26 protein-coding genes and 3 pseudogenes are annotated in these 24,618 nt (G+C 68.4%); 10 read left to right on the top strand and 19 right to left on the bottom strand.

Annotation, left to right across the window (positions count from 1 at the left end; all coding sequences use genetic code 11):
* Nucleotides 1-244: 244 nt before the first annotated feature.
* From DI526_RS18495 to DI526_RS18475, 5 genes are all read right to left on the bottom strand, one after another.
* Entirely contained in the window at nt 245-355 is a 111-nt protein-coding gene (locus DI526_RS18495) for a hypothetical protein (protein WP_304281041.1), read from the bottom strand.
* 109 nt (nt 356-464) lie between these two features.
* Nucleotides 465-647 carry a DUF3606 domain-containing protein gene (locus tag DI526_RS18490; protein WP_304281038.1) on the bottom strand — a complete coding sequence of 61 codons (183 nt, stop codon included), beginning with the start codon at nt 645-647 and terminating at the stop codon, nt 465-467.
* A gap of 293 nt (nt 648-940) precedes the next feature.
* On the bottom strand, nt 941-1,444 hold the full coding sequence (locus tag DI526_RS18485; RefSeq protein ID WP_304281036.1) for a helix-turn-helix domain-containing protein: 504 nt from the start codon (nt 1,442-1,444) through the stop codon (nt 941-943).
* A gap of 158 nt (nt 1,445-1,602) precedes the next feature.
* Nucleotides 1,603-3,042 carry an aldehyde dehydrogenase family protein gene (locus DI526_RS18480; RefSeq protein ID WP_304281035.1) on the bottom strand — a complete coding sequence of 480 codons (1,440 nt, stop codon included), beginning with the start codon at nt 3,040-3,042 and terminating at the stop codon, nt 1,603-1,605.
* A gap of 294 nt (nt 3,043-3,336) precedes the next feature.
* Nucleotides 3,337-3,807 carry an NUDIX domain-containing protein gene (locus DI526_RS18475; protein WP_304281033.1) on the bottom strand — a complete coding sequence of 157 codons (471 nt, stop codon included), beginning with the start codon at nt 3,805-3,807 and terminating at the stop codon, nt 3,337-3,339.
* Nucleotides 3,808-4,147: 340 nt separating this feature from the next.
* On the opposite strand from DI526_RS18475, the gene DI526_RS18470 reads away from it, so the two are divergent.
* Nucleotides 4,148-5,239 carry a 3-deoxy-7-phosphoheptulonate synthase gene (locus DI526_RS18470; protein WP_304281032.1) on the top strand — a complete coding sequence of 364 codons (1,092 nt, stop codon included), beginning with the start codon at nt 4,148-4,150 and terminating at the stop codon, nt 5,237-5,239.
* 841 nt (nt 5,240-6,080) lie between these two features.
* Here DI526_RS18470 and DI526_RS18465 read toward each other — a convergent pair.
* Nucleotides 6,081-7,169 (bottom strand): annotated as a pseudogene (locus DI526_RS18465) (phosphatidylinositol-specific phospholipase C1-like protein); the annotation flags it as partial.
* Between the two features lie 195 nt (nt 7,170-7,364).
* Between DI526_RS18465 and DI526_RS18460 the strand changes: the two are divergent.
* Both DI526_RS18460 and DI526_RS18455 read left to right on the top strand, forming a co-directional pair.
* Nucleotides 7,365-10,085, top strand: coding sequence for a TonB-dependent receptor (locus DI526_RS18460; protein ID WP_304281030.1), 2,721 nt, complete (start codon nt 7,365-7,367; stop codon nt 10,083-10,085).
* Nucleotides 10,086-10,142: 57 nt separating this feature from the next.
* Nucleotides 10,143-10,232, top strand: a pseudogene (locus DI526_RS18455) (hypothetical protein); the annotation flags it as partial.
* A 51-nt stretch (nt 10,233-10,283) separates the two neighbouring features.
* Here the strand turns inward: DI526_RS18455 and ahpF are convergent.
* The 4 genes from ahpF to DI526_RS18435 form a co-directional block, all read right to left on the bottom strand.
* Nucleotides 10,284-11,867 carry an alkyl hydroperoxide reductase subunit F gene (ahpF, locus tag DI526_RS18450; RefSeq protein ID WP_304281028.1) on the bottom strand — a complete coding sequence of 528 codons (1,584 nt, stop codon included), beginning with the start codon at nt 11,865-11,867 and terminating at the stop codon, nt 10,284-10,286.
* A gap of 136 nt (nt 11,868-12,003) precedes the next feature.
* Complete coding sequence (gene ahpC, locus DI526_RS18445) at nt 12,004-12,567, bottom strand: alkyl hydroperoxide reductase subunit C (protein WP_304281026.1); 564 nt, start codon at nt 12,565-12,567, stop codon at nt 12,004-12,006.
* A gap of 400 nt (nt 12,568-12,967) precedes the next feature.
* Entirely contained in the window at nt 12,968-13,366 is a 399-nt protein-coding gene (locus DI526_RS18440) for a hypothetical protein (protein ID WP_304281024.1), read from the bottom strand.
* A gap of 2 nt (nt 13,367-13,368) precedes the next feature.
* The gene (locus DI526_RS18435; RefSeq protein WP_304281023.1) at nt 13,369-13,740 is read right to left on the bottom strand and encodes a DUF4870 domain-containing protein; all 372 of its coding nucleotides are present in this window, start codon (nt 13,738-13,740) and stop codon (nt 13,369-13,371) included.
* A 231-nt stretch (nt 13,741-13,971) separates the two neighbouring features.
* Between DI526_RS18435 and DI526_RS18430 the strand changes: the two genes are divergently transcribed.
* Nucleotides 13,972-14,508 (top strand): fasciclin domain-containing protein, encoded by a 537-nt coding sequence (locus DI526_RS18430; RefSeq protein WP_304281022.1) that lies wholly within the window; start codon nt 13,972-13,974, stop codon nt 14,506-14,508.
* A 76-nt stretch (nt 14,509-14,584) separates the two neighbouring features.
* Here the strand turns inward: DI526_RS18430 and DI526_RS18425 are convergent, their stop codons facing one another.
* The 4 genes from DI526_RS18425 to DI526_RS18410 form a co-directional block, all read right to left on the bottom strand.
* Complete coding sequence (locus DI526_RS18425; RefSeq protein WP_304281021.1) at nt 14,585-15,133, bottom strand: hypothetical protein; 549 nt, start codon at nt 15,131-15,133, stop codon at nt 14,585-14,587.
* Between the two features lie 8 nt (nt 15,134-15,141).
* Entirely contained in the window at nt 15,142-15,546 is a 405-nt protein-coding gene (gene folB / locus DI526_RS18420) for a dihydroneopterin aldolase (protein ID WP_304281019.1), read from the bottom strand.
* A gap of 15 nt (nt 15,547-15,561) precedes the next feature.
* On the bottom strand, nt 15,562-16,317 hold the full coding sequence (locus DI526_RS18415) for an SDR family oxidoreductase (RefSeq protein ID WP_304281017.1): 756 nt from the start codon (nt 16,315-16,317) through the stop codon (nt 15,562-15,564).
* Between the two features lie 299 nt (nt 16,318-16,616).
* A complete protein-coding gene (locus DI526_RS18410; protein ID WP_304281015.1) occupies nt 16,617-17,507 on the bottom strand; it encodes a branched-chain amino acid aminotransferase in 891 nt (296 codons plus the stop codon).
* An 80-nt stretch (nt 17,508-17,587) separates the two neighbouring features.
* Between DI526_RS18410 and DI526_RS18405 the strand changes: the two genes are divergently transcribed.
* The 3 genes from DI526_RS18405 to DI526_RS18395 all read left to right on the top strand — a co-directional run bounded on the left by DI526_RS18405 (nt 17,588) and on the right by DI526_RS18395 (nt 20,277).
* On the top strand, nt 17,588-18,094 hold the full coding sequence (locus DI526_RS18405) for a MarR family winged helix-turn-helix transcriptional regulator (protein WP_304281013.1): 507 nt from the start codon (nt 17,588-17,590) through the stop codon (nt 18,092-18,094).
* 10 nt (nt 18,095-18,104) lie between these two features.
* A complete protein-coding gene (locus tag DI526_RS18400; RefSeq protein ID WP_304281011.1) occupies nt 18,105-18,812 on the top strand; it encodes a response regulator in 708 nt (235 codons plus the stop codon).
* A gap of 124 nt (nt 18,813-18,936) precedes the next feature.
* Nucleotides 18,937-20,277 (top strand): ATP-binding protein, encoded by a 1,341-nt coding sequence (locus DI526_RS18395; protein ID WP_304281009.1) that lies wholly within the window; start codon nt 18,937-18,939, stop codon nt 20,275-20,277.
* Between the two features lie 7 nt (nt 20,278-20,284).
* Here DI526_RS18395 and DI526_RS18390 read toward each other — a convergent pair.
* Nucleotides 20,285-20,368 (bottom strand): annotated as a pseudogene (locus tag DI526_RS18390) (hypothetical protein); the annotation flags it as partial.
* Nucleotides 20,369-20,440: 72 nt separating this feature from the next.
* Here DI526_RS18390 and DI526_RS18385 point away from each other — a divergent pair.
* Nucleotides 20,441-20,515, top strand: a complete 75-nt coding sequence (locus DI526_RS18385) for a hypothetical protein (protein ID WP_304281039.1) — start codon at nt 20,441-20,443, stop codon at nt 20,513-20,515.
* Here DI526_RS18385 and DI526_RS18380 read toward each other — a convergent pair.
* From DI526_RS18380 to DI526_RS18365, 4 genes are all read right to left on the bottom strand, one after another.
* Nucleotides 20,512-21,048 carry a TetR family transcriptional regulator gene (locus DI526_RS18380; RefSeq protein WP_304281007.1) on the bottom strand — a complete coding sequence of 179 codons (537 nt, stop codon included), beginning with the start codon at nt 21,046-21,048 and terminating at the stop codon, nt 20,512-20,514. The two genes, DI526_RS18385 and DI526_RS18380, sit on opposite strands and share 4 nt — an antisense overlap.
* Before the next feature lie 149 nt (nt 21,049-21,197).
* Nucleotides 21,198-21,980 carry a pyrroline-5-carboxylate reductase gene (gene proC / locus DI526_RS18375; protein ID WP_304281005.1) on the bottom strand — a complete coding sequence of 261 codons (783 nt, stop codon included), beginning with the start codon at nt 21,978-21,980 and terminating at the stop codon, nt 21,198-21,200.
* A gap of 74 nt (nt 21,981-22,054) precedes the next feature.
* A complete protein-coding gene (locus DI526_RS18370) occupies nt 22,055-22,561 on the bottom strand; it encodes a YbjN domain-containing protein (protein WP_304281003.1) in 507 nt (168 codons plus the stop codon).
* A gap of 131 nt (nt 22,562-22,692) precedes the next feature.
* Nucleotides 22,693-22,962: an accessory factor UbiK family protein gene (locus DI526_RS18365; RefSeq protein WP_304281001.1), complete on the bottom strand. Its 270-nt coding sequence runs from the start codon at nt 22,960-22,962 to the stop codon at nt 22,693-22,695.
* 171 nt (nt 22,963-23,133) lie between these two features.
* On the opposite strand from DI526_RS18365, the gene lgt reads away from it, so the two are divergent.
* Entirely contained in the window at nt 23,134-24,024 is an 891-nt protein-coding gene (gene lgt, locus DI526_RS18360; protein ID WP_304281000.1) for a prolipoprotein diacylglyceryl transferase, read from the top strand.
* 4 nt (nt 24,025-24,028) lie between these two features.
* Nucleotides 24,029-24,618 (top strand): SAM-dependent methyltransferase (locus tag DI526_RS18355; protein WP_304280998.1); only part of this gene is annotated, 590 nt, incomplete at its 3' end.

Raw genomic sequence — 24,618 nt, 5'->3', positions numbered from 1 at the left:
TCCGAAAGAGGCCCCCGGCGGGCGGGCCGGGCTGGCGACCCGGTCCCCGGACCGTCCGGGCGATTTCAGCCCGAACCTATCTCCCGCTCGACCACCCCCGACAGCCGTCACGATCGCCGGCCGGACGTCCCTTCCAAGCCATCGGGTAAGGACAAGTATGGGCGGGGTTTGAACGCGGATCACAGAGCGGCGTGTAAAAGTGAGAAGTGTTTGAAATCGCTCAGTTCGATTCCGGATACGCGGATCATAGAGCGCCGCGAACGCTCTTACTTTTCCCTTTCCTCCCCCTCTGGGGGAGGGGGACCGCCGAACGGCGGTGGAGGGGCCGGCCGAGCCGGCGACGTCCCCGTAAGATCAGAAAGACGCAACGGCCAACCACAGGATGTAGCCCCTCCGCACAGGGCCCCTCCACCAGCTTCGCTGGTCCCCCTCCCCCAATGGGGGAGGAGAATGCAATTGCCCTCTCAGCTATTGCTGCCGATATACTTCCGCACGGCTTCCACGTCCGGCCCGGCGCGCTCGACGGCTTCGTTCAGCACGTCCTCGGTGACGCCCAGCGCCTCGGTCCAATAGCGCACCTCATAGGGCTCGTGGACATTGATCCGCGCGGCGTCCTGCGGGGTCCTCTTGGTCTTGTCGTCCGACATGGCGGTCTCCTTTCGCCAAGTCGAATCCGGGAGGGGCGGAGGAGGTTCCGCATCGAAACCCCTCTCCGGTGGGAGAGGGTTCTCGCGCGCCCCTTCCCGCCCCGGGAAGGGCGCAAGCCTTACATCTCACGGCGAGACGATCGCCGGACTGACCAGGTCACTCAAGGACGGCTTCGCCGCCGCGGAGCGGCCGCCCGGAGGGCGGTCCTTGACTGACCTGGTCAGTCCGGCACGCTGCTGCCTCCAAGAGATGTAAGGTTGGGTCCGACCCTGGAGGAGTCCAAGGACCACGGCTAGGAAAAATCGGCACTCTGGAGCAGAACTGTCCCGTTCTGGGCGTAGTCGCCTTTTTCCAACTTCAATTCCGCAGTTCGTAGAATCCGTCCCATGTGCTCTTGGGCTACACGGACACGCTCACCATCTCCCGCTGCCCCAAGATGCCCTAAATCGTCGAGCGCCTCTTGAGAGACATGCAGGCGATGGGCTTGCCCTTTGTACCTCAGAGCTAGGCTGAGCCCACCATCAAGCATTCGTGCATCTTTGCTATATTCGAGTTCGAGCTTTCGACGGCGTACGCCGGCTCCGCCCCCCTCACTGGTCTCCGGCAGGAATTCGATGCCAGCTGATTCAAGCGTTTCAACGAGTGAAATCATGTTTTGCCTCATGAGGTCGAGACGAATACCTCGCTCGAAGTCAGCAATAGTCGCACGAGCGACACCAGCGCTCTGAGCAAGCTGCTCCTGGCTCCAATCGAGAAGAGCGCGGGCGGCACGACATTGCGCTGCGGAAATAGCCATTGAGACACCTCAATCGATCAACCGACATCATACATATTGTATGACTTCAGATAGATCAATGGGCAATCGAGTGCTGAGCGGTTTGGTGCAGATAATGAAAAAAGGCGGAGCCTCCCGGCCCCGCCCTCTCCGTCTAACTCAGCCGAAGCCGCAGCCCCCTACTCCGCCGCCACCTTCGCCGAGTAACCCAGGATCGCCTTGGTCTCCAGGAATTCGCCGAAGGCGTGGTCGCCCCACTCGCGGCCGTTGCCGCTCATCTTGTAGCCGCCGAACGGGGCCATCAGGTCGGGGCTGGCGCCGTTGAGGTTCACCTGTCCGGCGCGCAGCTGGCTGGCGATCTTGCGGACCTCGCCCTGGTCGCCGCCCGAGACATAGGCCGCCAGGCCGTACTCGGTGTCGTTGCCGACCGTGACGGCTTCCTCGACCGTGTCGTAGCCCAGGATCGAGACCACCGGGCCGAAGATCTCCTCCTTGGCGATGGTCATGTCGTTGGTGACGTTGGCGAAGACGGTGGGCTTCACATAGTAGCCCTTGTCCAGGCCCTCGGGACGGCCCGTGCCGCCGGTGACCAGGGTGGCGCCCTCGTCGATGCCCTTCTGGATCAGGCCCTGGATCTTGTTCCACTGGGTCTCGGAGACGACCGGGCCCATCTTGTGGTTGCCGTTCGGGTCGCCCACCGTGTGGGCCTCGGCGGCGGCCTTGGCGATGGCGATCACCTCGTCCATGCGCTGGCCGGGGACCAGCATGCGGGTCGGGGCGTTGCACGACTGGCCCGAGTTCAGCATCACCGAGGCCACGCCGCCGGCGACGGCCTTCTGGAAGTCGGCGTCGTCGAGAATGATGTTGGGGCTCTTGCCGCCCAGCTCCTGGTGGACGCGCTTGACGGTCGGGGCGGCGTTCTTGGCCACCTCGATGCCGGCGCGGGTCGAGCCGGTGAACGAGACCATGTCGACTTCCGGATGGCTGCTGAGCGCCGCGCCGACCGTGGGGCCGTCGCCGTTGACCAGGTTGAAGACCCCGGCCGGGACGCCGGCGGCGTGCAGGATCTCGGTCCAGATATAGCCGCTGAACGGGGCGATTTCCGAGGGCTTCAGCACCATGGTGCAGCCGGTGGCGAGCGCCGGGCCGACCTTGCAGGCGATTTGGTTCACCGGCCAGTTCCACGGGGTGATGAAGGCGCAGACGCCGATCGGCTCCTTGACGATGCGGGTCGTGCCGCGATCTTCATCGAACCTGTAGTCCTTGAGCACGGCCAGGGCCGTCTGGACGTGGCCGATGCCCATGGCCGCCTGGGCGCGCTGGGCCAGCCAGGCGGGGGCGCCCATCTCCTCGGTGATGGCTTTCGCCATGTCCTCGAAGCGCTTCTGGTACTCGGCGATGATCCGCTCGAGCAGGTCGATGCGCTCCTCGCGGCTGGTCTGGGAGAAGGTCGCGAACGCCTTGCGCGCGGCGCGCACGGCCTTGTCGACGTCGGCGGCCGACCCCATCGAGATCACGCCCGCGACCTCTTCGGTGGCCGGGTTGATGACGTCCAGCGTCTTGGCGTCCGCCGGATCGACCCAGGCGCCGTCGATGTAGAACTTGGTGTACTCGCGCATGACGTTCTCCTGCCCGTTGGGATCGCCCGCTCTAGTTGGGAGAGACGGCGGACGGTTTCAAACAAGCATTTAATGTGATCGACGATCAGGTGTGAAGGGGGCGATTATGATTCCCTCTCTCCTGGAGAGAGGGCGGGGCCCGCCGCCGCAGGCGGTGGGAGGGTGAGAGGTTTCACCCTCGCCAAGAAATCCCGAACGCCCCGAGGCTTCGGCTTGTCAGGAGAGACCTTTACCTCTCACCCTCCCACGCTGCGCGTGGGCCCCGCCCTCTCTCAAAGAGAAAGGGATTATTCGTCACCACATCGCGTCCGGCTCCTCCCCATGCAGCGCCTCGGCGATGCGTCGCCGCGTCGCCCGGGTCGTCTCCTCGGGAAGGTCGTGGGGATCGAACCACCCCACCGCGTGGATCTCGCCGGCGGCGTTGCTGGCGCAGGCCTCCCAGGCCTCGATGCGGTAGACCAGCACGTGGTCGCCGGGGTGCAGGACCTCGTTGCTGTGGGCCGAGACGAGGCGCGGGCGCGACAGGGCGCGGACCCCGGCCTCCTCCTGCAGCTCGCGGACCACGGCCAGCTCCGCCGTCTCGCCGCGCTCCACCCCGCCGCCGGGCAGGTACCAGCCCTTGATGTAGGTGTGCTGGATCAGCAGGACCTTGCCGGCCTCGTCGGTGACCACCGCCCGCACGCCCAGGGTCAGGCCCCGCTTGAAGCGGAAGAAGGCGTAGACCAGGGGTCTCGTGAACGGTTCGATGCGACGGCGCCAGAGCATGGGAGTGTTAGATCCTGCCTCAAACCTCGTGTCATCCCGGAAGCCTCGCAGAGGCTATCCGGCGTTTCCGGGATAACACGTGCTTTTGGGCCTCTTTTGTCGCCCCCAGAAATCCAGGGGTGACACCCGGCCAACTTCGCCTTACGTTCGCTCCGATGACCCTCGCCGCCAGCCACACGCTGTTTTGGTATTTTAGCTATCCGACGCCTCTGGCGCCGGGAGGGTTTCGTTCGGCCTGAGATCAGGGCCATCAAAGAACACCTTCACCAGCCGCCAGGGGATCCCCGGGCGGCTTTTTTGATGGCCGCCGGACCCTCCCAGATATCTTCCGGAGCCATCCATGCCGTCTTCCACCGCCCAAATCGTCTCGCTGCCCGTCTCCACCGACGACCTGCGGATCGAGAAACTCCAGACCCTCAGCCCGCCCGCCCAGGTGATCGGCGAGGCGCCGGCCACCTCGTCCGTCGCCGAGGTCGTCGGCGCGAGCCGCCGCGCGGTCCACGACATCCTGCACGGGCGCGATGACCGCCTGGTGGTGGTGATCGGGCCCTGCTCGATCCATGACCCCAAGGCCGCCCTGGAATATGCCCAGCGTCTGGCCGCCGAGCGCGCGCGTCACGCCGGCGAGCTCGAGGTGATCATGCGGGTCTACTTCGAAAAGCCGCGCACGACGGTGGGCTGGAAGGGCCTGATCAACGACCCGGACCTGGATGGCGGCTTCCGCATCAACGAGGGGCTGCGCCTGGCGCGGCGGGTGCTGCTGGACGTCAGCGCCCAGGGGCTGCCGGCCGCCTGCGAGTTCCTGGACGTCACGACGCCCCAATACATCGCCGACCTGGTCGCCTGGGGCGCGATCGGCGCGCGCACGACCGAGAGCCAGATCCACCGCGAGATGGCCTCGGGCCTCTCTTGCCCCGTCGGCTTCAAGAACGGCACCAATGGCGACGTGAAGGTCGCGGTCGACGCGGTGACGGCCGCCAGCCAGCCGCACCATTTCCTGGCCGTGACCAAGGAGGGCCGCGCGGCCATCGCCACGACCACCGGCAACGGCGACTGCCATGTCGTGCTGCGCGGCGGCAGGACGCCGAACTATGACGCCGCCAGCGTCGCGGCCGCCGCCGAGGTCCTGAAGAAGGCCGGCCAGCCCGAGCGGATCATGGTCGACGTCAGCCACGCCAACAGCGGCAAGAACCACGAGAACCAGCCGGCGGTGGTCGCCGACGTCTGCGCCCAGCTGGCCACCGGCGCCTCGCCGATCATGGGCGTGATGATCGAAAGCCACCTCGTCGCTGGCCGCCAGGATATCGTCCCCCGCCAGCCGCTGACCTACGGCCAGTCGGTCACCGACGCCTGCGTGGATTGGGAAACTTCGGTGCAGATGCTCGACGACCTGGCGACGGCGGTGAAGGCGGGACGGGCGGCGCGGAGGTAGCTTCAGGAAATTCCCGCTTAAACTCGTGTCATCCCGGGCGGCGAAGCCGACCCGGGACCCAGGGGCGAGCGGCAGTGCGGCGGCCCCTGGGTCCTGGCTCTTCGCTGCGCTGCGGCCGGGATGACACGGATTTTTGGGTTGCTTACTTCCCCTGCGCCGCCATCACCGCCGCGACCTCCGCCCGGGCCATGGCGATGTCGCGCAGGAAGGTCTCGGAGCGGTGCTGGGCGGCGTAGATCACTTCGCCCGACTGCAGGCCGGCCTCGGCGGCGCTGAGGCTGTGGCTGCCGCAGATCCAGCGGCTGTCGGCATAGTCGCGGCCGCGCGCGTAGAGGGCGTCGGCGCGCGAGGGGACGACCTCGGCCAGGATCATGGCGACATGGCCGCCGAAGGCCGAGTGGCCCGACGGATAGTCCGGATTGGCGGTCAGGTCGGGGCGCTTGGGCTCGCAGACGGGGGCGGCGTCCTTGCCGATATAGGGGCGCTTGGTCCCCCAGAAGTGCTTGGCGACGCTGACCGGCGAGCGGTCGTCGCCCGCGCGCTCCAGCAGGGCCGACAGGATCGGGGCGTTCTGGGGGGTCAGCTTCACGCCCAGCGCTTTCTCGAAATGGCCGAAGGCCGGACCGCTGACGTCGGCCGTCGCTTCGGCCCACCGCGCCGGGTCCTTGTCCTTGATCGCGCGGCTCTGGTCGAAGACGGCCGCGTCGGCGATCGCGCGGGGCGAGCCGGGCTGCGGCGGCGGGGCGAGGATCTTGGTCAGGTCCGGCCGCGCCTCGGGCTGCAGGTAGCCGCGTTCCGGCGTCCCGGGCAGGGCCTCGATCGGCAGGTTGTCGCAGGCCTTGGGCTGGCGCACCGGATTGCAGACGGCCACGTCGCCGCCCGTCAGGCGCACGGTGTAGCCGCCCGGGAAGCGCGGGTCCGGCCAGATGTAGTCGGTCGACACGTACTGGGCGCCGCTGGTGAAGGCGGCGGTGCGGCGCGAGGCGTCGTTGCGGCGCGCCTCCCAGGTGTCGGCGTCGGCGCGGGTGCGGACGATGAAGCCGGCCTTCACGGCCGCGGCGATGCGGTCCTTCTGGGCGATCGGATCGTTCAGCGTGAGATAGGCGGCGGCGGGCGAGGCCTCGTCGGTGTTGACGAACATCGCCCGGCCCTCCAGCGAGGCGCGCTTGCCGCGATAGATGGCGACCTTCTTGGGCCCCTCGTCGAGGGCGAAGAACACCTTGCCGCGCGCCTGGCCGATCTTGGGCCAGCCCCCCGCCAGCACCGCCTCGCGCAGGGTCTTGGCCTTGCCCTGCACCTGGTCGGGGGTGATCAGGCGGTCGTCGCCGAACACCGAGCGGATCTCTGCGTCGAAGGCGTCGAACAGGCTTTCCGTGAAGTCCAGCGGCTTGACGCCGCCGGGCACCGTGGCCTCGCCTTCCTTGGCGTTGATCATGATCAGGATCGGCGCGTGGTCGCGGTGGGCGTCCGACCAGGCGCGGATCTCCTTCAGGCACGAAACGAAGGTCACGCACGAGACGCGGAAGTCGACGTCCGTCATGTGCATGGTCTTGAAGCCGGGCTTGGCCAGGGCGGCGGCCATCTCGGGCGGCAGGGCCGTCCCATGGCCGAACACGGTCAGCGGCTTGGCGTAGCGGCCGCCCTCGGGGTCGGCGACGACGTCCAGCTCGATCTGGCGAGCGCCGGCGTCCAGCTGCTCGGCCAGGCGCCGGTGACCGTAGTCGACTCCCAGGGCGGCCTGGCCGCGCGCGGCGACCATGGCCGCCATCTCGTCCGCCGAAATGGCCTGCTTGTAGGAATTGTGCGTGCCGACGGCCATCAGGTCGTTCATCGGCAGGGCGTCCATCCGCTGGCGCACGCACGGCGCGCTTTCGTCGGAGGCGGGGCAGGGGGCGGCGGCGACCGCCAGGGCGGCGAGCAGGGTCAGCATGGGCGAACTCCGAAACAGAGCGTCGCCATACCGCTAGCCCATGACGGTTTGACGTCGCTACGGCCCGGTGCGTCATCAAGCTTTTAAAAAACCGAGACGCTCTCGTCATGGAGAGACCCTAACGCCCCCACTCAACCGTCGGCGCCAAAATTGTGGCGCACCCTCCCACGACGGGCTCAGTTTGGGGATCTTTTCATGTCTCGCACCAAGATCGCGCTCCTGGCGGGCGCGGCTCAACTCGTCATGGCCATGATCGCGCCGGCCGCGTTCGCCCGCGTCGAAGACACCGCGCCGGCCGCCGAGCCGGCGGACGCCGTCGACGCCGTCGTGGTTACCGGTTTCCGCAAGTCGCTGGGCGCCGCCCGCGAGGCCAAGCGGACCAGCGCCATCGTCTCGGACGTGATCGTGGCCGAGGACATGGCCAAGTTCCCTGACCTGAACCTGGCCGAGTCGCTGCAGCGCCTGCCGGGCGTGGCCATCAACCGCGAAGGCGGCGAAGGCCGTCGCGTCTCGCTGCGGGGCCTCGGTCCCGACTTCACCCGCGTCCAGCTGAACGGCATGGAAGTGCTGGGCAATGTCGACTCGCCGATGGACAGCCGCGGCCAGACCTCGCGCGACCGGGCGTTCGACTTCAACATCTTCGCCTCGGACCTGTTCTCCAAGGTCGACGTGCGTAAGTCGTTCTCGGCCGAGCAGGACGAAGGCGGCATGGCCGGCACGGTCGGTCTCTACACCGCCAAGCCGTTCGACTATTCGGGGACCAAGGCCGCCCTGTCGCTGCAAGGCGGCACCAACAGCGCCACCAAGGACTTCCAGCCGCGCGGCGCGGCGATGATCAGCAAGAACTGGGACGACAAGTTCGGCGCCCTGGTCTCGGTGGCCTATTCCAAGCGCAAGACCGAGGAGCAGGGCTACAACACCTATGGCGCGGGCACCCAGAAGGCGCTAGCCGCCAACGTCGTCAAGCTGAGCGCCGCCGACGCGGCCAAGGCGACGAACGGCGAGCTGATCTTCCAGCGCGGCAATCGCCTGTCGGTCTGGGATTCGAACCAGGAGCGCCTGGGCCTGACCGCCGCCCTGCAATGGCGTCCGGTCGAGAACCTGACCCTGACGCTCGACGCCCTGCACGGCAAGTTCACCAACGACCGCTCGGAACTGCACCTGGCCACCCGCGCCACGGTCGGCTCGACCATCCTGGGCGCGGCCACCCCGCACTCGGGCAACCTGGTCAGCGCGCCGCCGGTGCTGAACGCGATCGAGTACGACAAGTACAACTCGATCATCTACGCCGACGTCGACAACACCGTCTTCGCCACCGAGACCCGTCGCCAGCAGACCAAGAACACCTTCGACCAGCTGGTCCTGACCGGCGAATGGAAGCTGACCGACAAGCTGACGGTCGACGGCCACATCGGCCGCGAGAAGTCGGACTACGACATTCCGATCTCGGACAAGTTCTACACCGAGGCGTTCGGCGGCCTGATCACCGACTATCGCGGCGACACCGGCCACAACACCTACAAGTGGGACACCACCGACCCGAACAACTACCGGGCCCACGAGATCGACTTCTCGGCCACCTATCAGAGCACCGAGCTGAAGAACGCCGAGCTGAACGGCGCCTACGCCTTCAACGACGACTTCACCCTGAAGGGCGGCGTGTCGTATCGCGGCTTCGAGAACTCGGGCTTCACCCAGGCCAATGACGACGTCAACAAGACGGCCTGGGAAAAGGGCACGCTGGACGATCGCCTCGACGGGATCACCAAGGTGTTCAGCCAGCACCACGACCAGTCGTGGATCATCGTCGACTGGGACAAGGCGCTGTCGAAGTACGGCGTGACCCGCACGCTGCTGGCGCCCAAGGGCATCTACGCGGTCAAGGAAGACACCAACGCCGGCTACCTGCAGCTGGACTGGAAGACGCAGGTCCTGGGCCGTCCGCTGCGTGGCAACACCGGCCTGCGCGCCTATGAGACCGAGCTGACGTCCACCGGCGTCATGTCGGTCAAGGGCGTCAACACCCCGACCGAGGCCAAGAAGAAGTACTCGGGCGTGCTGCCGGCCCTCAACGCGGTGCTGGAGGTTTCCGACCAGTTCCAGGTCCGCATGGCCGCCGCCAAGAACATCAACCGTCCGGCCCTGGGCGCCTACGCCATGAACGGCTCGATCAGCGTCGACGGCTCGACCGTCACGGTGTCGACCGGCAACCCGAACCTCGACCCCTACACCTCCAAGGAGTTCGACCTGTCGGCCGAGTGGTACTTCGGCAGCGTCGGCATGCTGACCGCCGGCGTGTTCCACAAGGACATCGACGGCCTGGTCTCCAGCCAGACGACGACCAATGTCAGCTACGCCAGCACGGGCCTGGCCGAAGGCCTCTATCCGGGCGTCACCGGCTCGACGATCGTCGCCCAGTACACCCGCCAGGTGAACAACACCTCGGCCAAGCTGACCGGCCTGGAGCTGTCGGCCCAGAGCGACTTCTTCTTCCTGCCGGGCGCGCTGAAGCACTTCGGCGTCGTGGCCAACCTGACCCTGATCGACTCCTCGACGATCAATCTGGTCAACGGCAAGCCGCAGAAGACCGACATCTTCGGCCTGTCGGACGTCAACGCCAACGCCACGCTGTACTACGAGACCGCCAAGTGGGGCGGCCGCGTCTCGGCCAACTACCGCTCGGACTACCTGATCGACAACGGCGCCTTCAACGCCACCACCTATGTCGACGCGGCGGCCTTCTACCAGGTCACCCCGCGCATCCGGCTGACGATGGACGCGATCAACCTGACCAACGAGCGCGAAGAGCAGGTCAACAGCTTCAACAACGGCTTCGGCCAGACCGGCGCCCGCCGCCTGTGGAACTTCACCACCAGCGGCCGCACCGTGTTCGTGGGGGCGAATATCCAGTTCTAGGGACTGGACGTAGACACGAAGAAGCCGCCCGGGGGCGATCCTGGGCGGCCTTTTTGTTTGCTTAAATACGCGTGTCATCCCGGCCGCAGCGAAGCGGAGAGCCGGGACTTAGGGGCAACCGCAGTGCGCCGGCCCCTGGGTCCCGGATAGCCTCTTCGAGGCTTCCGGGATGACACGGGGTTCGGGCTGCAAACCAGCCTAAGCCGCGACCTGCGCCGTCTCCGCCGGCAGGCGGATCAGGTAGTCGAAGGCGCTGAGCGAGGCCTTGGCGCCTTCGCCCATGGCGATGATGATCTGCTTGTACGGCGTCGTGGTCGCGTCGCCAGCGGCGAACACGCCCGGGATCGAGGTCTCGCCGCGATAGTCGACCTCGACCTCGCCGCGGTTGCTGAGCGCCACGCCGGAGTCCTTCAACCACTCGGTGTTGGGCACCAGGCCGATCTGCACGAACACGCCTTCCAGGTCGACGCGGTGGGACGCGTCGCTGTTGCGGTCCTTGTAGGTCAGGCCGTTCACCCGGGCGCCGTCGCCGTGGATCTCGGTGGTCATGGCCGAGGTGACGATCTTGACGTTCGGCAGGCTGGCCAGCTTGCGCTGGAGCACGGCGTCAGCGCGCAGCTGGCTGTCGAACTCGATCAGCGTCACGTGGGCCACGATGCCGGCCAGGTCGATGGCCGCCTCGACGCCGCTGTTGCCGCCGCCGATCACCGCCACACGCTTGCCCTTGAACAGCGGGCCGTCGCAGTGCGGGCAGTAGGCCACGCCCTTGTTCTTGTACTCGGCCTCGCCGGGCACGTTGACGTTCCGCCAGCGGGCGCCGGGCGACAGGATCACGCTCTTGGACTTCAGGCTGGCGCCGTTCTCGAGCTTGATCTCGATCAGGCCGCCCGGGGTCTTGGCCGGAACCAGGCCCACGGCCTTCTGCAGGTTCATCACGTCGACCTCGTAGTCCTTGACGTGCTGCTCCAGCGCCGAGGCCAGCTTGGGGCCTTCGGTGTGCGGGACCGAGATGAAGTTCTCGATGTCCATGGTGTCCAGCACCTGGCCGCCGAAACGCTCGGCGGCGACGCCGGTGCGGATGCCCTTGCGGGCGGCGTAGATCGCCGCGGCCGCGCCGGCGGGGCCGCCGCCGATGACCAGAACCTCGAAGGCGTCCTTGGCCTTGATCTTATCGGCCATGCGGTCGGCCGCGCCGGTGTCCAGCTTGGCCAGGATCTGCTCGACGTCCATGCGGCCCTGGCCGAACGGCTGGCCGTTCAGCAGGATGGTCGGGACGGCCATGACCTGGCGTTCCTCGACCTCGGCCTTGAAGAAGGCGCCGTCGATGGCGACGTGGCGGATGCGCGGGTTCAGGGCGCTCATCGTGTTCAGCGCCTGCACCACGTCGGGGCAGTTCTGGCACGATTGCGAGAAATAGGTCTCGAAGCGGTAGTCGCCGTCCAGGCTCTTGATGCGCTCGATCACCTCGGCGTCGAGGCGCGGCGGGTGGCCGCCGACGTGCAGCAAAGCGAGCACCAGCGAGGTGAACTCGTGGCCCAGCGGCAGGCCGGCGAAGCGGACGTCCGCATCATTGGCCGCGCGGGCGATGGCGAAGGACGGCTTGCGTTCGTTGTCGCCGGCCAGGTTCAGGCTGACCTTGTCAGAGGTGGCGACGATGTCTTCCAGCAGCGCCTTCATCTCGGCCGAGCCGGCGGAGTCGTCCAGCGAGGCGACCAGTTCGATCGGCTGGCGCAGGTTCTGCAGATAGGTGGTCAGCTGGGTCTTCAGACCGGCGTCCAGCATGATGGGCTCCCTAGGGGCTAGGAGAGTGGAAGGGGCGTTCGATTGTCGGGGAGAACGATCGAACGCGGCGTACGATCGAGAGAGGTGCGCCGCCGCCGGCCCTGTTGACCGGTGGCGGCGCGGGGCAGTTCAGGTCTTAGATCTTGCCGACGAGGTCGAGCGAGGGGGCCAGGGTCTTTTCACCCTCTTCCCACTTGGCCGGGCAGACTTCGCCGGGGTGCGAGGCCACGTACTGGGCGGCCTTGACCTTGCGGATCAGTTCGGCGGCGTTGCGGCCGATGCCTTCGGCGGTGACTTCCATGAACTGGATGACGCCTTGCGGGTCGACCAGGAAGGTGCCGCGGTCGGCCAGGCCGACGCCCGGACGCATGATGTCGAAGTTGTTGGTCACCAGGCCCGACGGGTCGCCGATCATGGTGTACTTGATCTTGCCGATGGCCGGCGAGCTGTCGTGCCAGGCCTTGTGCGAGAAGTGCGTGTCGGTCGACACGGCGTAGATCTCGACGCCCAGCTTCTGGAAGGTGTCGTAGTTGTCGGCCAGGTCTTCCAGCTCGGTCGGGCAGACGAAGGTGAAGTCGGCCGGATAGAAGAAGAAGACCGACCACTTGCCCTTGGTGTCCGCATCGCTGACCGTGACGAACTTGCCGTCCTTGAAGGCCTGGGCGGTGAAGGGTTTGATCTCGGTGTTGATCAGCGACATGAGGCGCTCCGTTGAAAGGATGCGCCGCTTGTAAGGCTCGGCTCACGATCGAGCAAATTGATAAATCTTCTGGACGGAATAGAGCGCCTCTATGGCGTGCGAGCGGCGGCGAGATCCTCGCCGCCGCCGCATCGGCGGACATGCCGTATGCGGACGGTCGTTGACGATAAGGCCGGTCCGTCCCCTCGGCGAGCTGGCTCGCCGCCGCCTTCTCGATGTCGCGCGGATCACCCCCAGATGATCCAACCGTCCGCCGACCGCCGCGCCTCCCCAGACGCGGATGTCCGCCGGAGCCGGAAATGCGGGAAACGCCGGGCGAAGGTCGAGAGGCCAGGGCCCGTCTGGCCGCGCCTCGAAGGCCAGTGACCTCCGGGCGGGCGCCGGACGGGCCGCGACGCCTCTAAATCAGCCAGCTTTGCGGGCGGGGATAGGCCTCGCCGCGCGCCAGGTAATAGATGCCGGCGATGCAGCGGGCGATGAACCACAGGCTGATGCTGCCCATGATCAGGCCGCCGAACACCAGCATCGGGATGCCGATCAGGACGAGGCTCAGCGGCAGGCCAACCAGGAAAATAGCCAGGCCCAGCAGGAAGCCGGCGATCGACAGCCAGAAGCTGCGGATGGCGAAGGTGAAATGGCTGCCATTGATCGGGCCGGCGGTGTCGCGGCTGACATAGGCCACGATCAGGCCGACGATGAAGGTCAGGCCATTGGTGAAGCCCAGCAGGTACAGGCCGTAGACCACGGCCGGCAGCAGCTTGTCTTCTTCGGGGCGTTCGATGACGAGGGTGTCGGTCATGATCAAAGCATCCAGCTCTTGGGCGTGGGATAGGGTTGGTTCTTGAACAGGTTGGACAGGCCGATGATCCCGCGGACGATGATCCACAGGCCCACCGCCACCATCAGCACGACGCCGACGCCGATCACGGTGAGCACGCCGGAGATCACGGCGAACAGCACGGCCAGCCAGAAGGTCCGGATCTGGAACTCATAGTGGCTGGCCAGCCATTCGGGCGCGTCCTTGCGGCTGACATAGGCCAGGATCGCGGCGATCACGCAGGTGAGGCCGCCGGTCGGCGGGCCCGCGATCAGCAGGGCGTAACCGATGCCCGGCAGGGTCTTGTCGTCCTGCAACCGCGGCGGGACGGCGGGGTCCAGGGTGGGGTCTGACAACGTCTTGAGCCTTGAAATATCGTCGTTGGCCCAAAGGATCGCGCCGTCGGGGGCGGGATGCAAATGAAGGTGGCGTCATGACGTCGTTTTCACCTTCACGACAACCATTACGAAAAAGTCACGTTCGCTGAGCGCGTCCGATCAGAGGGATGGGCCGTAATGACCAGTGACCGCGCGCCGTCGACTTTCTCCCCCACCCATCTCCCCCCAATCGATGGAAGGTTTCAAAAGATGATGCGTTCGATCCTGCGCCGCACCGCGGTGCTGGCGCTCGCCGCCGCGGCTGTGTCCACCCCGGCCTTCGCCGATCACCACGGCGCCAAGCCCAACATCGTCGGCGTCGCCGCCGGCAATGCGGACTTCTCGACCCTGGTGACGGCGGTCAAGGCCGCCGGCCTCGTCGACACCTTGTCGGGGGCCGGTCCGTTCACGGTGTTCGCCCCGACCAACGCCGCCTTCGGCAAGCTGCCGGCCGGCACGGTCGAGACCCTGGTCAAGCCGGAGAACAAGGCGACCCTCTCCAAGATCCTCACCTGCCACGTCGTGGCCGGGAAGGTCGAGGCCAAGACCCTGCTCTCCGCCATCAAGGCGGGCGGCGGCAGCTACACAATCAAGACCGTGGGCGGCTGCGCGTTCAAGGCGGCGGTCGAGGGCGGCAAGGTCGTGATCACCGACGAGAAGGGCGGCAAGAGCACCGTCACCGCCACCGACGTCGCCGCCAGCAACGGCGTGATCCACGTGATCGACAGCGTGCTGATGCCGCGCTGATCGCGCGCTTTCTGTTTTCCCTTCGTTTCCTAAACCTGCGCACGCCCCGGTCTCTGGCCGGGGCGTTTTCTTGCGGTCAGGGCAGAAGGTTCGCCGGCGGATCGCGCGGGTCGAAGGCCGGGCCGGCGCCGATCCAGGGCAGGGCGGCGGCGAGCAGCAGCAGGACGAAGACCATCCGCGCGGCCATGTCGACGCCGACGGCGACCATGCCCGCGCTGAGCGAGAACGCCAGGGTGGCGACGGCGCCCAAGGCCGTCAGGGCGATCATGCCGGTCAGGGCGGCGCGCGCTTCCAGCCGGGCGACGCCGAAGCGGGCCCTCGGCGACAGGTCGGCCCCGACGGCGGCCAGCGCCCGCGCCAGGATCGAGAAGCTGGCCAGCCGATCCTCGAACCGGCCAGGACCCTGGTAGCTCTGCGAGACGATGACGATCCGCCGCCGGCCGAAGGTCAGCAGCAGGCTGCGCCGGCGTCCGTCCTTGCCGACAGCCAGGTGGTAGCGGGTCAGGCTGGCCAGCGGAAACCGGCGCTCGGCCTTGCCGCGGGTCTCCACCAGGACCCCGGCCTCCAGCGTCCAGACCGTCTCGGGCTGGAGCGGGGAGAGCCGGGCGCCGTGGCGGATGTCCATCGCGCGCTCTAGGCCCGGACGGCGGTGATCTCGACGCCGGCGGCGGCGGCGTGCGGGGCCAGGGCCAGGGGCTTTTCGACCCGGACCCGGGCGCGGGTGACGCGCGGATCGCTGAAGCAGGCCTGGGCCAAGCGCTCGGCGAAGGTCTCGACCAGGTCGATATGGCCCTCGGCCACGATGGCGCGGGCGGCCTCGCCGACCATCTCGTAGTTCACGGTGTCGGGCAGGCGCTCGCAGTGGCTGGCGGCCACGTCCAGCTCGACGTCGACGACCAGCGGCTGCATGCGGCCGTGCTCATGGTCGTAGACCCCGATCTGGGCCTCGACCTTCAGGCCGCGCACGAAGACCTTGGTGACGATGACGCGCGCCAGGGCCTGAGCGGGAGCGGTGTCGGGAAGCGGAGCTGCGGCCAAGGGGCGGCCTCTCTATTACGGAGCGACGATGTCGGGCGTCTTCCAGCCCAGGTGCTGGCCGCCGTCCACGGCGATCATCTGGCCCGTGACCGACGTGGCGTCAATGAGATAGCGCAGGGCCGCGGCGATCTCGTCGGGCGTGGCGCGGCGCTGCAGGAGCACGCCGGCGGCTTCCGCCTCGAACTCGCCGGGCGCCTGGTGGACCGACGGCAGCACCGGGCCGGGGCCGATGGCGTTCACCCGGATGCGCGGCGCCAGGGCTTGCGCCAAGGTCTGGGTGGCCCACCACAGGCCGGCCTTGCTGAGGCTGTAGCTGAAGAACTGCGGGTTCGGCCGCCAGACGCGCTGGTCGATGATGTTGACCACCAGGCCCGCCCGATCGGCCGGCAGGGCGGCGGCGAAGGCCTGCGCCAGCACCAGCGGCGCGCGCAGGTTGGTCTCGAGGTGCAGGTCCCAGGTCCGGCGGGACAGGCCGCCGACGCGGTCGTCCTCGAAGGCCGAGGCGCTGTTGACCAGCAGGGTGACGGGGCCGAGGGCGTCGGACGCCTGGGCGATCAGGCCGCTCGCCTGGTCTTCAAGGGAGAGGTCGGCGCTGACCAGGGCCGCGCGGCGGCCCAGCGCCCGCACGTCGGCGGCCGTCAGTTCGGCCTCGTCGGCCGAGGCGCGGTGGTGGATGGCGACGTCGAAGCCGGCGCGCGCGGCCTCCAGGGCCAGGGCGCGTCCGATCCGGCGTCCCGCGCCGGTGACCAGGGCCGCCCCGCGCGCGGTCATCGGCGTGCTCAGTCGATGCGGCCGAACTCGGACAGGTTCAGGGTGCAGACGACGCCCAGGAAGATGGCGATGACGAGGATCGCGAGCATGGCGCGGCTCCGAAAGAGGAAACGTTGTGCTTTCGGCTTTAGCGGTCGGGACCGCCGATCGCAAGCACGGGGGAGCGCGTATCAATATAAGCGTGTCATCCCGGCCGGAGCGCAAAGCGCGGAGAGCCGGGATGACACGGATTTAGGGGCATGAAAACGCCGCCCGGATCGCTTCGAGCGGCGGCATCAGGGACAACAGTTTAAAGCTGCTTACGCCTCGGCCATCGCCTGGCCGCGGACCAGGGCGGCGTAGGTGTCCATCAGGTCCAGCGACAGCTTGGCCGGGGTGAACGTGAACTCGCCGATCTCCGAGACCGGGGTCACCTCGGCGGCGGTGCCGACGATGAAGCACTCGGTGAAGCCCGAGAGCTCCTCCTTCTGGATGTGGCGCTCGACGACCTCGATGCCCTTGTCCTTGGCGATCTGGATCACGGTGCGGCGGGTGATGCCGTCCAGGAAGCAGTCGGGCTTGGGCGTGTGCAGCACGCCGTCCTTGACGAAGAAGACGTTGGCGCCGGTCGCCTCGGCGACATAGCCGCGATAGTCCAGCATCATCGCGTCGGCGTAGCCGTCCTTCTCGGCGGCGTGCTTGGAGATGGTGCAGATCATGTAGAGGCCGGCGGCCTTGGCCGCGACCGGGGCGGTCTTGGGGTCCGGACGCTGGTACTTGGCCCAGGTCAGGCGGATGCCCTTGGCCTTGGTCGCCGGGTCGAAATAGCTGGGCCATTCCCAGACCGCGATGGCCACGTGGATCTTGGTCTGCTGGGCCGAGACGCCGATCATCTCGCTGCCGCGCCAGGCGATCGGACGGACGTAGCAGTCCTTAAGACCATTCTTCGCCGCCGTCGCCTTGCAGGCCTCGTCGATCTCGGCCACCGTGTAGGGGATCTTGAAGTCGAGGATCTCGGCCGACTTGAACAGGCGCTCGGTATGCTCGGTCAGCTTGAAAATCTCGCCGCCGTACATCCGCTCGCCCTCGAACACGGACGAGGCGTAGTGCAGGCCGTGGGTCAGCACGTGCACCTTCGCTTCGCGCCAGGGCACGAACTGGCCGTCCAGCCAGATCCAACCGTCACGATCGTCGAAGGGAACCAGAGACATCGGCCCAAGACCTCCTTATGAAAAACCCGGCCCTTAGACGCCCCGAGGGTGGGCGCGTCAAATAAAATGGACTCCGCGCGATGATAGCCCCGCTGCAGCCCGGTTCGGACGATCCCCGTCTGATCCTCCGCGAGGAGGAGCTGGACGGCGGGCTGGAACTGATCCTGCTGGCCGAGGCCTCGCTGTGGGCCGCCGTAGACGCCGTGCTGGAAAGCGAGAGCGTCGGCCTGGGCCGCTCGCACTGGCGCGCGGCCTTCCTGCTGCGCCGCCGGCCGGGGATCGGGGTGCAGGATCTCTCGAAGCTGACCAGCCTGTCCAAGCAGGCCGCCAGCCGCACCCTGTCAGACCTCCAGAAGGCGGGGCTGGTCGAGCGCGGCTCGGGCGAGTTGGACGGCCGCCGCCGCCCGGCGACCCTGACGCCCGAGGGCGTGGCCTTCGAGCAGCGCACCGCCGAACGCCTGCGAGCGCTGCTGGCGCGGGCCTATCGCACGGGCGGCCTGGACGGCGTGGCCGGCGCGAGGCGGATCCTGGCGGCTCTGGCTGGACCGCGGCAGGGCGTCGGCGTCGTGCGGCGTCCGGTTTCGTGAGGACGACGCCATGACTCCGGACGAGCGCCGCGAACGCCACCTGCTGGTCGTCGACGACGACGATCGCCTGCGTAAGCTGATCAAGGAATTCCTGGGACGGGCCGGCTTCCGTGTCACCGCCGCCTCCAGCGCGGCCAGCGCCGACAAGCTGTTCGAGGCGCTCGATTTCGACCTGATGGTGCTGGACGTGATGATGCCGGGCGAGGACGGCATGGCCTTCACCAAGCGCCTGCGCGCCCGGGGCGGCGAGGCCGGCCGCACGCCGATCCTGATGCTGACCGCCCGCGACCAGACCGCCGACCGGATCGAGGGCCTGTCCAGCGGCGTCGACGACTACCTGGGCAAGCCGTTCGAGCCGCAGGAGCTCCTGCTGCGCATCGAGGCGATCCTGCGGCGCTCTTCGGCGCGCCCGGTCGGGACGCGCGCCGCCGCCCTGAACCTGGGCCGCTGCACCTTCGAGCCGGAGCGCGGCGAGCTCGTCTGCGACGGCGAGGTGATCCGCCTGACCGAGGCCGAGGTGAGCCTGATGCGCCGCCTGGCCCGCTCGGTCCACGAGCCCGTGGACCGCCTGGAACTGGCCCGCGACACCGCCGACGCCACCGGCCGCGCCGTCGATGTGCAGGTCACCCGCCTGCGCCGCAAGATCGAGCCGGATCCAAAAAACCCGCGCTACCTGCAGACGGTGCGGGGGATCGGGTATCGGCTGGCGCCGGATTGATGGCGGCCGCCCCCTCAGTCGGCGTTCGCCGACAGCTCCCCCATAAAGGGGGAGCAGGAGCCGGATCCGTCCTCCCCCTTCATGGGGGAGGTGACCCGAAGGGCCGGAGGGGGCTGCGCTAGCCATGCCCCTCTCCACGCGCTTCACCCTTCCGCCCTTCTTCAAGCGCCTGCTGCCGACCTCGCTGTTCGGCCGCAGCCTGCTGATCATCATCCTGCCGGTGGCGGTGATGCAGATCGCCGTGACCTGGGCGTTCTTCGACGCCCACTGGCAGTCGGTGACCAGCAAGCTCTCAGAGGGCCTGGCCGGCGATATCGCCTGGGCGGTGCAGTCCTACGAGGACGATCCCAGTCCCGCCGCCGTCGAGAAGCTGGCCAAGCGGGCCGAGGACTCGATGTCCCTGTCGATCGCCTTCCAGAAGGGCCGCAAGCTGCCGACCGGCCGGCGGCCCTCGCTGTTCGCGGCGCTGGACCGCTCGCTGCAACAGGCCCTGGACGACCGGCTCGACAACCCGTTCTGGTTCGATACGACCCGCTACACCGCCTATATCGACATCCGGGTGCAGGTGAAGGACGGGGTCCTGCAGATCTACGCCCTGCGCGACCGGGCCTACGCCACGCAAGGCCACATCTTCATCCTGTGGATGGTGGTGGCGACGATGCTGCTGACGGCGGTCGCCATCCTGTTCATCCGCAACCAGGTGCGGGCCATCGAGCGCCTGGCCGACGCCGCCGACGCCTTCGGCCGGGGCGAGGACCACGATTTCAAGCCGCACGGCGCGCGGGAGGTGCGCAAGGCCGCCCGCGCCTTCCTGGCCATGCGGGCGCGCATCGTCCGCCACATCGAGCAGCGCACCGCCCTGCTGGCTAGCGTCAGCCACGACCTGCGCACGCCCCTGACCCGGCTGAAGCTGGAAATGGCCATGGCCGAGCCGTGCGAGCAGATCGAGGCGATGAAGGGCGATCTCGCCGAGATGGAGCACATGATCGACGAGTACCTGGCCTTCGCCCGTGGCGAGGGCGGCGAGGAGGCGCGGGTGGTCGATCTCTCCGAACTGATCGCGGGCGTGGTCGCCGACGCCGAGCGCGGCGGCGGCGTGGTCGAGACCGACATCGCGCCGGGGCTGGAGGCGCGGCTGCGGCCGCTGGCCTTCCGCCGGGCCCTGGCCAACCTGGTCGACAACGGCCTCGCCCACGCCGATCGGGTCAAGGTCACCGCCACGCCGCGCCAGACCGGCGGGGTCGAGATCGCGGTGGACGACGACGGGCCCGGCATCCCCGAGGATCGCTACGAGGAGGCCTTCAAGCCCTTTTCGCGCCTGGACGAGAGCCGGAACCAGAACGAGAAGGGCGTGGGCCTGGGCCTCGCCATCGCCCGCGACATGGCGCGGGGTCTCGGCGGAGACCTGGTGCTGTCGCGCTCGGCGATGGGGGGGCTGAGGGCGCTGATCCGGTTGCCGGGGTAGGGCTTGATCAAGGGACTTGGTGGTTCCGCTTTCCCTCTCTCCTCCCCCATCGGGGGAGGGGGACCGCCGAACGGCGGTGGAGGGGCCGGCCGAGTCTAGGCCTGGCACCGTGTTCCGCCGCTTTCACGTGTTTTAGGCCGACCACAGGATGTAGCTCCACCGCATGCGGCCCCTCCACCAGCGTTCGCTGGTCCCCCTCCCCCGATGGGGGAGGAGAACAAGGAAGGCTGCCGCCTAAAGCCCCGCCCCAATCATGCCCAGGCGCTGGGCCATCTGCTTCAGGCGCTTGTCGAGTTCGGCCATGGTGCGGTTCAGGGCCGCGTCGTCCTCGCGCCAGACCTGGACCACGCGGCCCCACACCACGGCCATGGCCAGCAGGCGCGGCGGGGTGGCGGGGACGCCGGCGGCTTCCAACAGGGCGCGGGCGATGAACGGGAAGCGCGTCGCGGCGACCACCCCGCCCTGCGCCTTGGCGATGTTCAGCAGCGCCGTGCGATGCGGCTCCATCGCCTCCAGCCGGGCCATCACCGCGTCGAACAGGCGGTCCTGGGCGTTCGAGCCCTGCGGATAGTCGATGGCGAGCGCGGCGCGATCGAAGCGCTCGGACACGCGCGCCAGCACGGCGAGGCGGCTGCTGGCCTTGGCGTAAAGGTCCGGGAACGAGATCTCGGCCTTCACGGCGATGTCGCGCAAGGACACCGTCGGCCACGGCTGGTCGGCGGCGAGGGCCAGGGCGGCGTCGGCGGCCCGGTCGAGGATGTCGTCGGTCATGGCGAAGAGATGGGGGCAGTATGGCCGCCTCAGCAAGCCCCCACCTGACCTGCTTCGCAGGTCGTCCGCCCCCGGAGGGGGCAGAAGGGCGCGCGCTTATCTTCTTCCCCCTCTGGGGGATGAGCGCGCAGCGCGGAGGGGGCGAGTCTTTAGCCGCCCAACGCCTTCGACCGCGCCACCGCCGCAGCCAGCGCCTGGGGCAGCAGCGCGCCGAACCCGCCCTCGCCCATCAGCACGGAAAGCGCCGCCGCCGTGGTGCCGCCGGGCGACGTCACCTGCTTGCGAAGCTCGGCCGGCTCCTCGCCGCTCTGCTCCATCAGCGCCGCGGCGCCGATGATGGTGGCGCGGGCCAGGCGCGCGCTCTCGGCCGGGTCCAGGCCCTGGGCGGCGCCGGCGGCCTCAAGCGCTTCGATGAAGGCGTAGAGATAGGCCGGGGCCGAGCCCGAGACGGCCGTCGCCGCGTGCATCAGCTCTTCGTTGGGAAGGACGGCGACGGCGGCCACCGGCTCGAACAGGGCCTTGGCCCGCGCCAGCGCCTCGGCGTCGTCAGCGTAGAGGCTGGCCGCGCCGCGCCCGATGGCGACGGCGGTGGTCGGCATGACCCGCGCCACGCGCCGGCCGCCGAACGCTTCGGAGATGTCGGCGGCGCGGACGCCGGCGGCGATCGAGACGATCACGGCGTCGGGCGCCAGGTGCGGGACCACGTCCCTGACCGCTTCGCGCCAGATCTGCGGTTTGACGGCCAGCAGCACCGTCTTGGCCGCGCCGAGCGCCTCCAGCGGCGGATTGAGGATCGCGCCCCGGACCGCGGCCGGCTCGATGTTCGGATCACGGACGATCAGGTCGCGAGCGACGAAGGCGCCGGCCTCGCGCCAGCCCTGGATCAGCGCGCCGCCCATGCGTCCGGCGCCGAGGAGGAGGATGGGGGTCATGGGACAGCTCCGACGAAACGATCGCCGCCGCCCTTAAGCCCCCCGAAGGCCTTGGCCAAGGGCCAAGCGGCCGATCAGGCCTGGCCCACCGTCTCGAACATGCAGGCGGCCATCGCCTGGTCCGGGGTCTTGGCGCCGTGCAGCAGGAAGTCGAAGGCCGGATAGAAGCGGTCGGCCGCCTCCACCGCCGCGTCGATCATCGAGGCGGCCTGGGCCATGGTCGGGCGCTCGCCGGCCGGCAGGGCCAGGGCGTGGCGGAACACCACCTCGCCGTCCTCGGTCCACACCTCGAAGTGGCCCAGCCAGACGCGCTGGTTGATCAGGGCCAGCAGCTCGTAGGCCGCCGTCCGCTTGGACTTGGGCGCGCGCAGGTCGATCGACAGGCACAGCTGCAGGCAGTCGGCCTCGGGCCGCCAGGCGAACCACAGCTCGTAGTCCTTCCAGTCGCCCTTCAGCGCGAACGCCAGGTCGCCGTCCTCGGTGCGATCGAAGGTCAGGTTTTCGGCCGACAGCACATGCTCGACCACCTCGAGGGGATCGAGAGCCATCAGGACGTCGTCTTCTTCCGGTTGGGTGTCCATGAGAATCCTGCGTCCCCGCCAGCGCGGGCGGGGGTCAGCCCCGCCGTGATTCGCTCACGTACCGGGCACACTAATCTGCTTCGCGACGTTCGTCTCAAGTCGCTTCACGCCAGGCGCGAGCCGCCGAGGCGTCACTCGCCGGTCGTCGCGCTCTTCTTGGCCGGAGCCTTCTTGGCTTCCTTGGGGGCGGCCTTGAGGCTGGCGATCTCTTCGCGCAGGGCCGCGACCTCGGCCTTCAGCGCCTCGAAATCGTCGCGGCGGATCAGGTCGAACTCGGCCGCCAGCCGGTCCGCCTGCGACCGCATCGCGGCCTTGGCTTCCTCGCCCGCCGTCTGGGCGATGCCCATGGCCGCCTGGGTCAGCTTGGCGAATTCGTCGAGGAGCGGGTTCTGGCTGTGCATCGGCTTTCCACGCGCCCGCGTGTGGGCGCTGGCTTCATATATGGGAAACAGGGGATGAAAGCGAACCCCGAAGGAGTCTTTTGACGCGCGTCCGGGCGGCGAAACCGCTCACACTTTCGCCTGACGCGCTTTATACGGTGCGACGATCTGTCCCGAGCGGAGCCCGAGCGCGTGATCTTCCCCGACATCGATCCGGTCGTTCACATCGGCCCCTGGGCGCTGCAGTGGGGACCCCTGGCCTTGCGCTGGTACGCCCTGGCCTATGTCGCGGGCATCCTACTGGGCTGGCGCTACGCGGTGCGCCTGGTCAAGACGCCTGGCCTGTGGGGCGGCCGCACCCCGACCGCCACGCCGCTGCAGATCGACGACCTCGTGCTGTGGATCACCCTGGGCATCATCCTGGGCGGGCGCGTGGGTTACATCCTCTTCTACATGCTGCCCAACGAGGCGCAGCGGACCTGGCTGCTGGCCAACCCCGCCGACGCCTTCAAGATCTGGGAAGGCGGCATGTCCTTCCACGGCGGCTTCCTGGGCGTCTGCGCGGCGATCGCCCTGTTCGCCCAGCGCAACAAGATCGACATGCTGAAGCTGGGCGACCTGGTCGCGCCGGTCGCCCCGATCGGCATCTTCTTTGGCCGCATCGCCAACTTCATCAACGGCGAGCTGTGGGGCCGCGTCACCGAACATCCGTGGGGGATCGTCTTCTGCAACGACACGATCCGCGCCAGCCATCCACAAGGGATCTGCCCGGCCGGCGAGCTGCCGCGCCACCCCAGCCAGCTCTATGAAGCCGGCCTGGAAGGTCTGCTGCTGTTCCTGATCCTGGCCTTCGCGATCTACCGGCTGAAGTGGCTGCAGCGGCGTGGGGCGATCGTGGCGACCTTCCTGATCGCCTACGGGCTGTTCCGCCTGTCGCTGGAGAACGTCCGCAACCCCGACATCGGCATGCCCGACTTCCCGTTCGGCCTGACCATGGGGATGATGCTGTCGGCGCCGATGATCCTGGTCGGCGGCTGGCTGCTGTGGCGCGCGCTGCGCGCCCCGGCCGAGACCGCCGCCTGATCCCATGAGCCTGCTGGAGCGCCTCAAGGCCCAGATCGCCCACGACGGGCCGATCGCCGTGCCCGAGTTCTTCACCCGCTGCCTGCACGACCCGCGCGACGGCTATTACGCCACGCGGCCTGCCTTGGGCGGCCTTGGGGGCGCCGGCGGCGACTTCATCACCGCGCCGCTGGTCAGCCAGATGTTCGGCGAGCTGATCGGCCTCTGGATGATCGAGACCTGGACGCGCCTGGGCCGCCCCGCGCTGTTCCGCCTGGTGGAGATGGGCCCCGGCGACGGCACGCTGATGAGCGACCTGCTGCGCGCCGCGCGCGTCGCGCCGGACTTCCTGGCGGCCGCCGACGTGTGGCTGGTCGAGGTGTCCGAACCGCTGAAGGCCCGCCAGGCGCAGAGGCTGGGCGACAAGCCACGCTGGGCTTCGCGCCTGGACCAGGTTCCGGCTGGCGCGCCGATGATCCTGGTCGCTAACGAGCTGCTGGACTGCCTGCCGGCGCGGCAGTTCGCCCGGACCAGAGACGGCTGGGCCGAGCGGGTGATCGGGCTGGGCGAGGATGGCGAGCTGGCGTTCGGGTTGCGGCCCTTAAATCCTCCCCC

Origin of the sequence: Caulobacter segnis (assembly GCF_003243465.1) — a bacterium.
In the GTDB taxonomy this organism is placed as follows: Bacteria; Pseudomonadota; Alphaproteobacteria; order Caulobacterales; family Caulobacteraceae; genus Caulobacter; species Caulobacter segnis_A.
This window is presented reverse-complemented; position numbering and strand designations above follow the sequence as displayed.

Coding starts and splice junctions, on each gene's coding strand:
- DI526_RS18490 (WP_304281038.1), bottom strand. CDS start 647: ATGTCGGACGACAAGACCAAGAGGACCCCGCAGGACGCCGCGCGGATC.
- DI526_RS18485 (WP_304281036.1), bottom strand. CDS start 1,444: ATGGCTATTTCCGCAGCGCAATGTCGTGCCGCCCGCGCTCTTCTCGAT.
- DI526_RS18480 (WP_304281035.1), bottom strand. CDS start 3,042: ATGCGCGAGTACACCAAGTTCTACATCGACGGCGCCTGGGTCGATCCG.
- DI526_RS18475 (WP_304281033.1), bottom strand. CDS start 3,807: ATGCTCTGGCGCCGTCGCATCGAACCGTTCACGAGACCCCTGGTCTAC.
- DI526_RS18470 (WP_304281032.1), top strand. CDS start 4,148: ATGCCGTCTTCCACCGCCCAAATCGTCTCGCTGCCCGTCTCCACCGAC.
- DI526_RS18460 (WP_304281030.1), top strand. CDS start 7,365: ATGTCTCGCACCAAGATCGCGCTCCTGGCGGGCGCGGCTCAACTCGTC.
- ahpF (WP_304281028.1), bottom strand. CDS start 11,867: ATGCTGGACGCCGGTCTGAAGACCCAGCTGACCACCTATCTGCAGAAC.
- ahpC (WP_304281026.1), bottom strand. CDS start 12,567: ATGTCGCTGATCAACACCGAGATCAAACCCTTCACCGCCCAGGCCTTC.
- DI526_RS18440 (WP_304281024.1), bottom strand. CDS start 13,366: ATGACCGACACCCTCGTCATCGAACGCCCCGAAGAAGACAAGCTGCTG.
- DI526_RS18430 (WP_304281022.1), top strand. CDS start 13,972: ATGATGCGTTCGATCCTGCGCCGCACCGCGGTGCTGGCGCTCGCCGCC.
- DI526_RS18425 (WP_304281021.1), bottom strand. CDS start 15,133: ATGGACATCCGCCACGGCGCCCGGCTCTCCCCGCTCCAGCCCGAGACG.
- DI526_RS18415 (WP_304281017.1), bottom strand. CDS start 16,317: ATGACCGCGCGCGGGGCGGCCCTGGTCACCGGCGCGGGACGCCGGATC.
- DI526_RS18410 (WP_304281015.1), bottom strand. CDS start 17,507: ATGTCTCTGGTTCCCTTCGACGATCGTGACGGTTGGATCTGGCTGGAC.
- DI526_RS18405 (WP_304281013.1), top strand. CDS start 17,588: ATGATAGCCCCGCTGCAGCCCGGTTCGGACGATCCCCGTCTGATCCTC.
- DI526_RS18400 (WP_304281011.1), top strand. CDS start 18,105: ATGACTCCGGACGAGCGCCGCGAACGCCACCTGCTGGTCGTCGACGAC.
- DI526_RS18395 (WP_304281009.1), top strand. CDS start 18,937: ATGCCCCTCTCCACGCGCTTCACCCTTCCGCCCTTCTTCAAGCGCCTG.
- DI526_RS18380 (WP_304281007.1), bottom strand. CDS start 21,048: ATGACCGACGACATCCTCGACCGGGCCGCCGACGCCGCCCTGGCCCTC.
- proC (WP_304281005.1), bottom strand. CDS start 21,980: ATGACCCCCATCCTCCTCCTCGGCGCCGGACGCATGGGCGGCGCGCTG.
- DI526_RS18370 (WP_304281003.1), bottom strand. CDS start 22,561: ATGGACACCCAACCGGAAGAAGACGACGTCCTGATGGCTCTCGATCCC.
- DI526_RS18365 (WP_304281001.1), bottom strand. CDS start 22,962: ATGCACAGCCAGAACCCGCTCCTCGACGAATTCGCCAAGCTGACCCAG.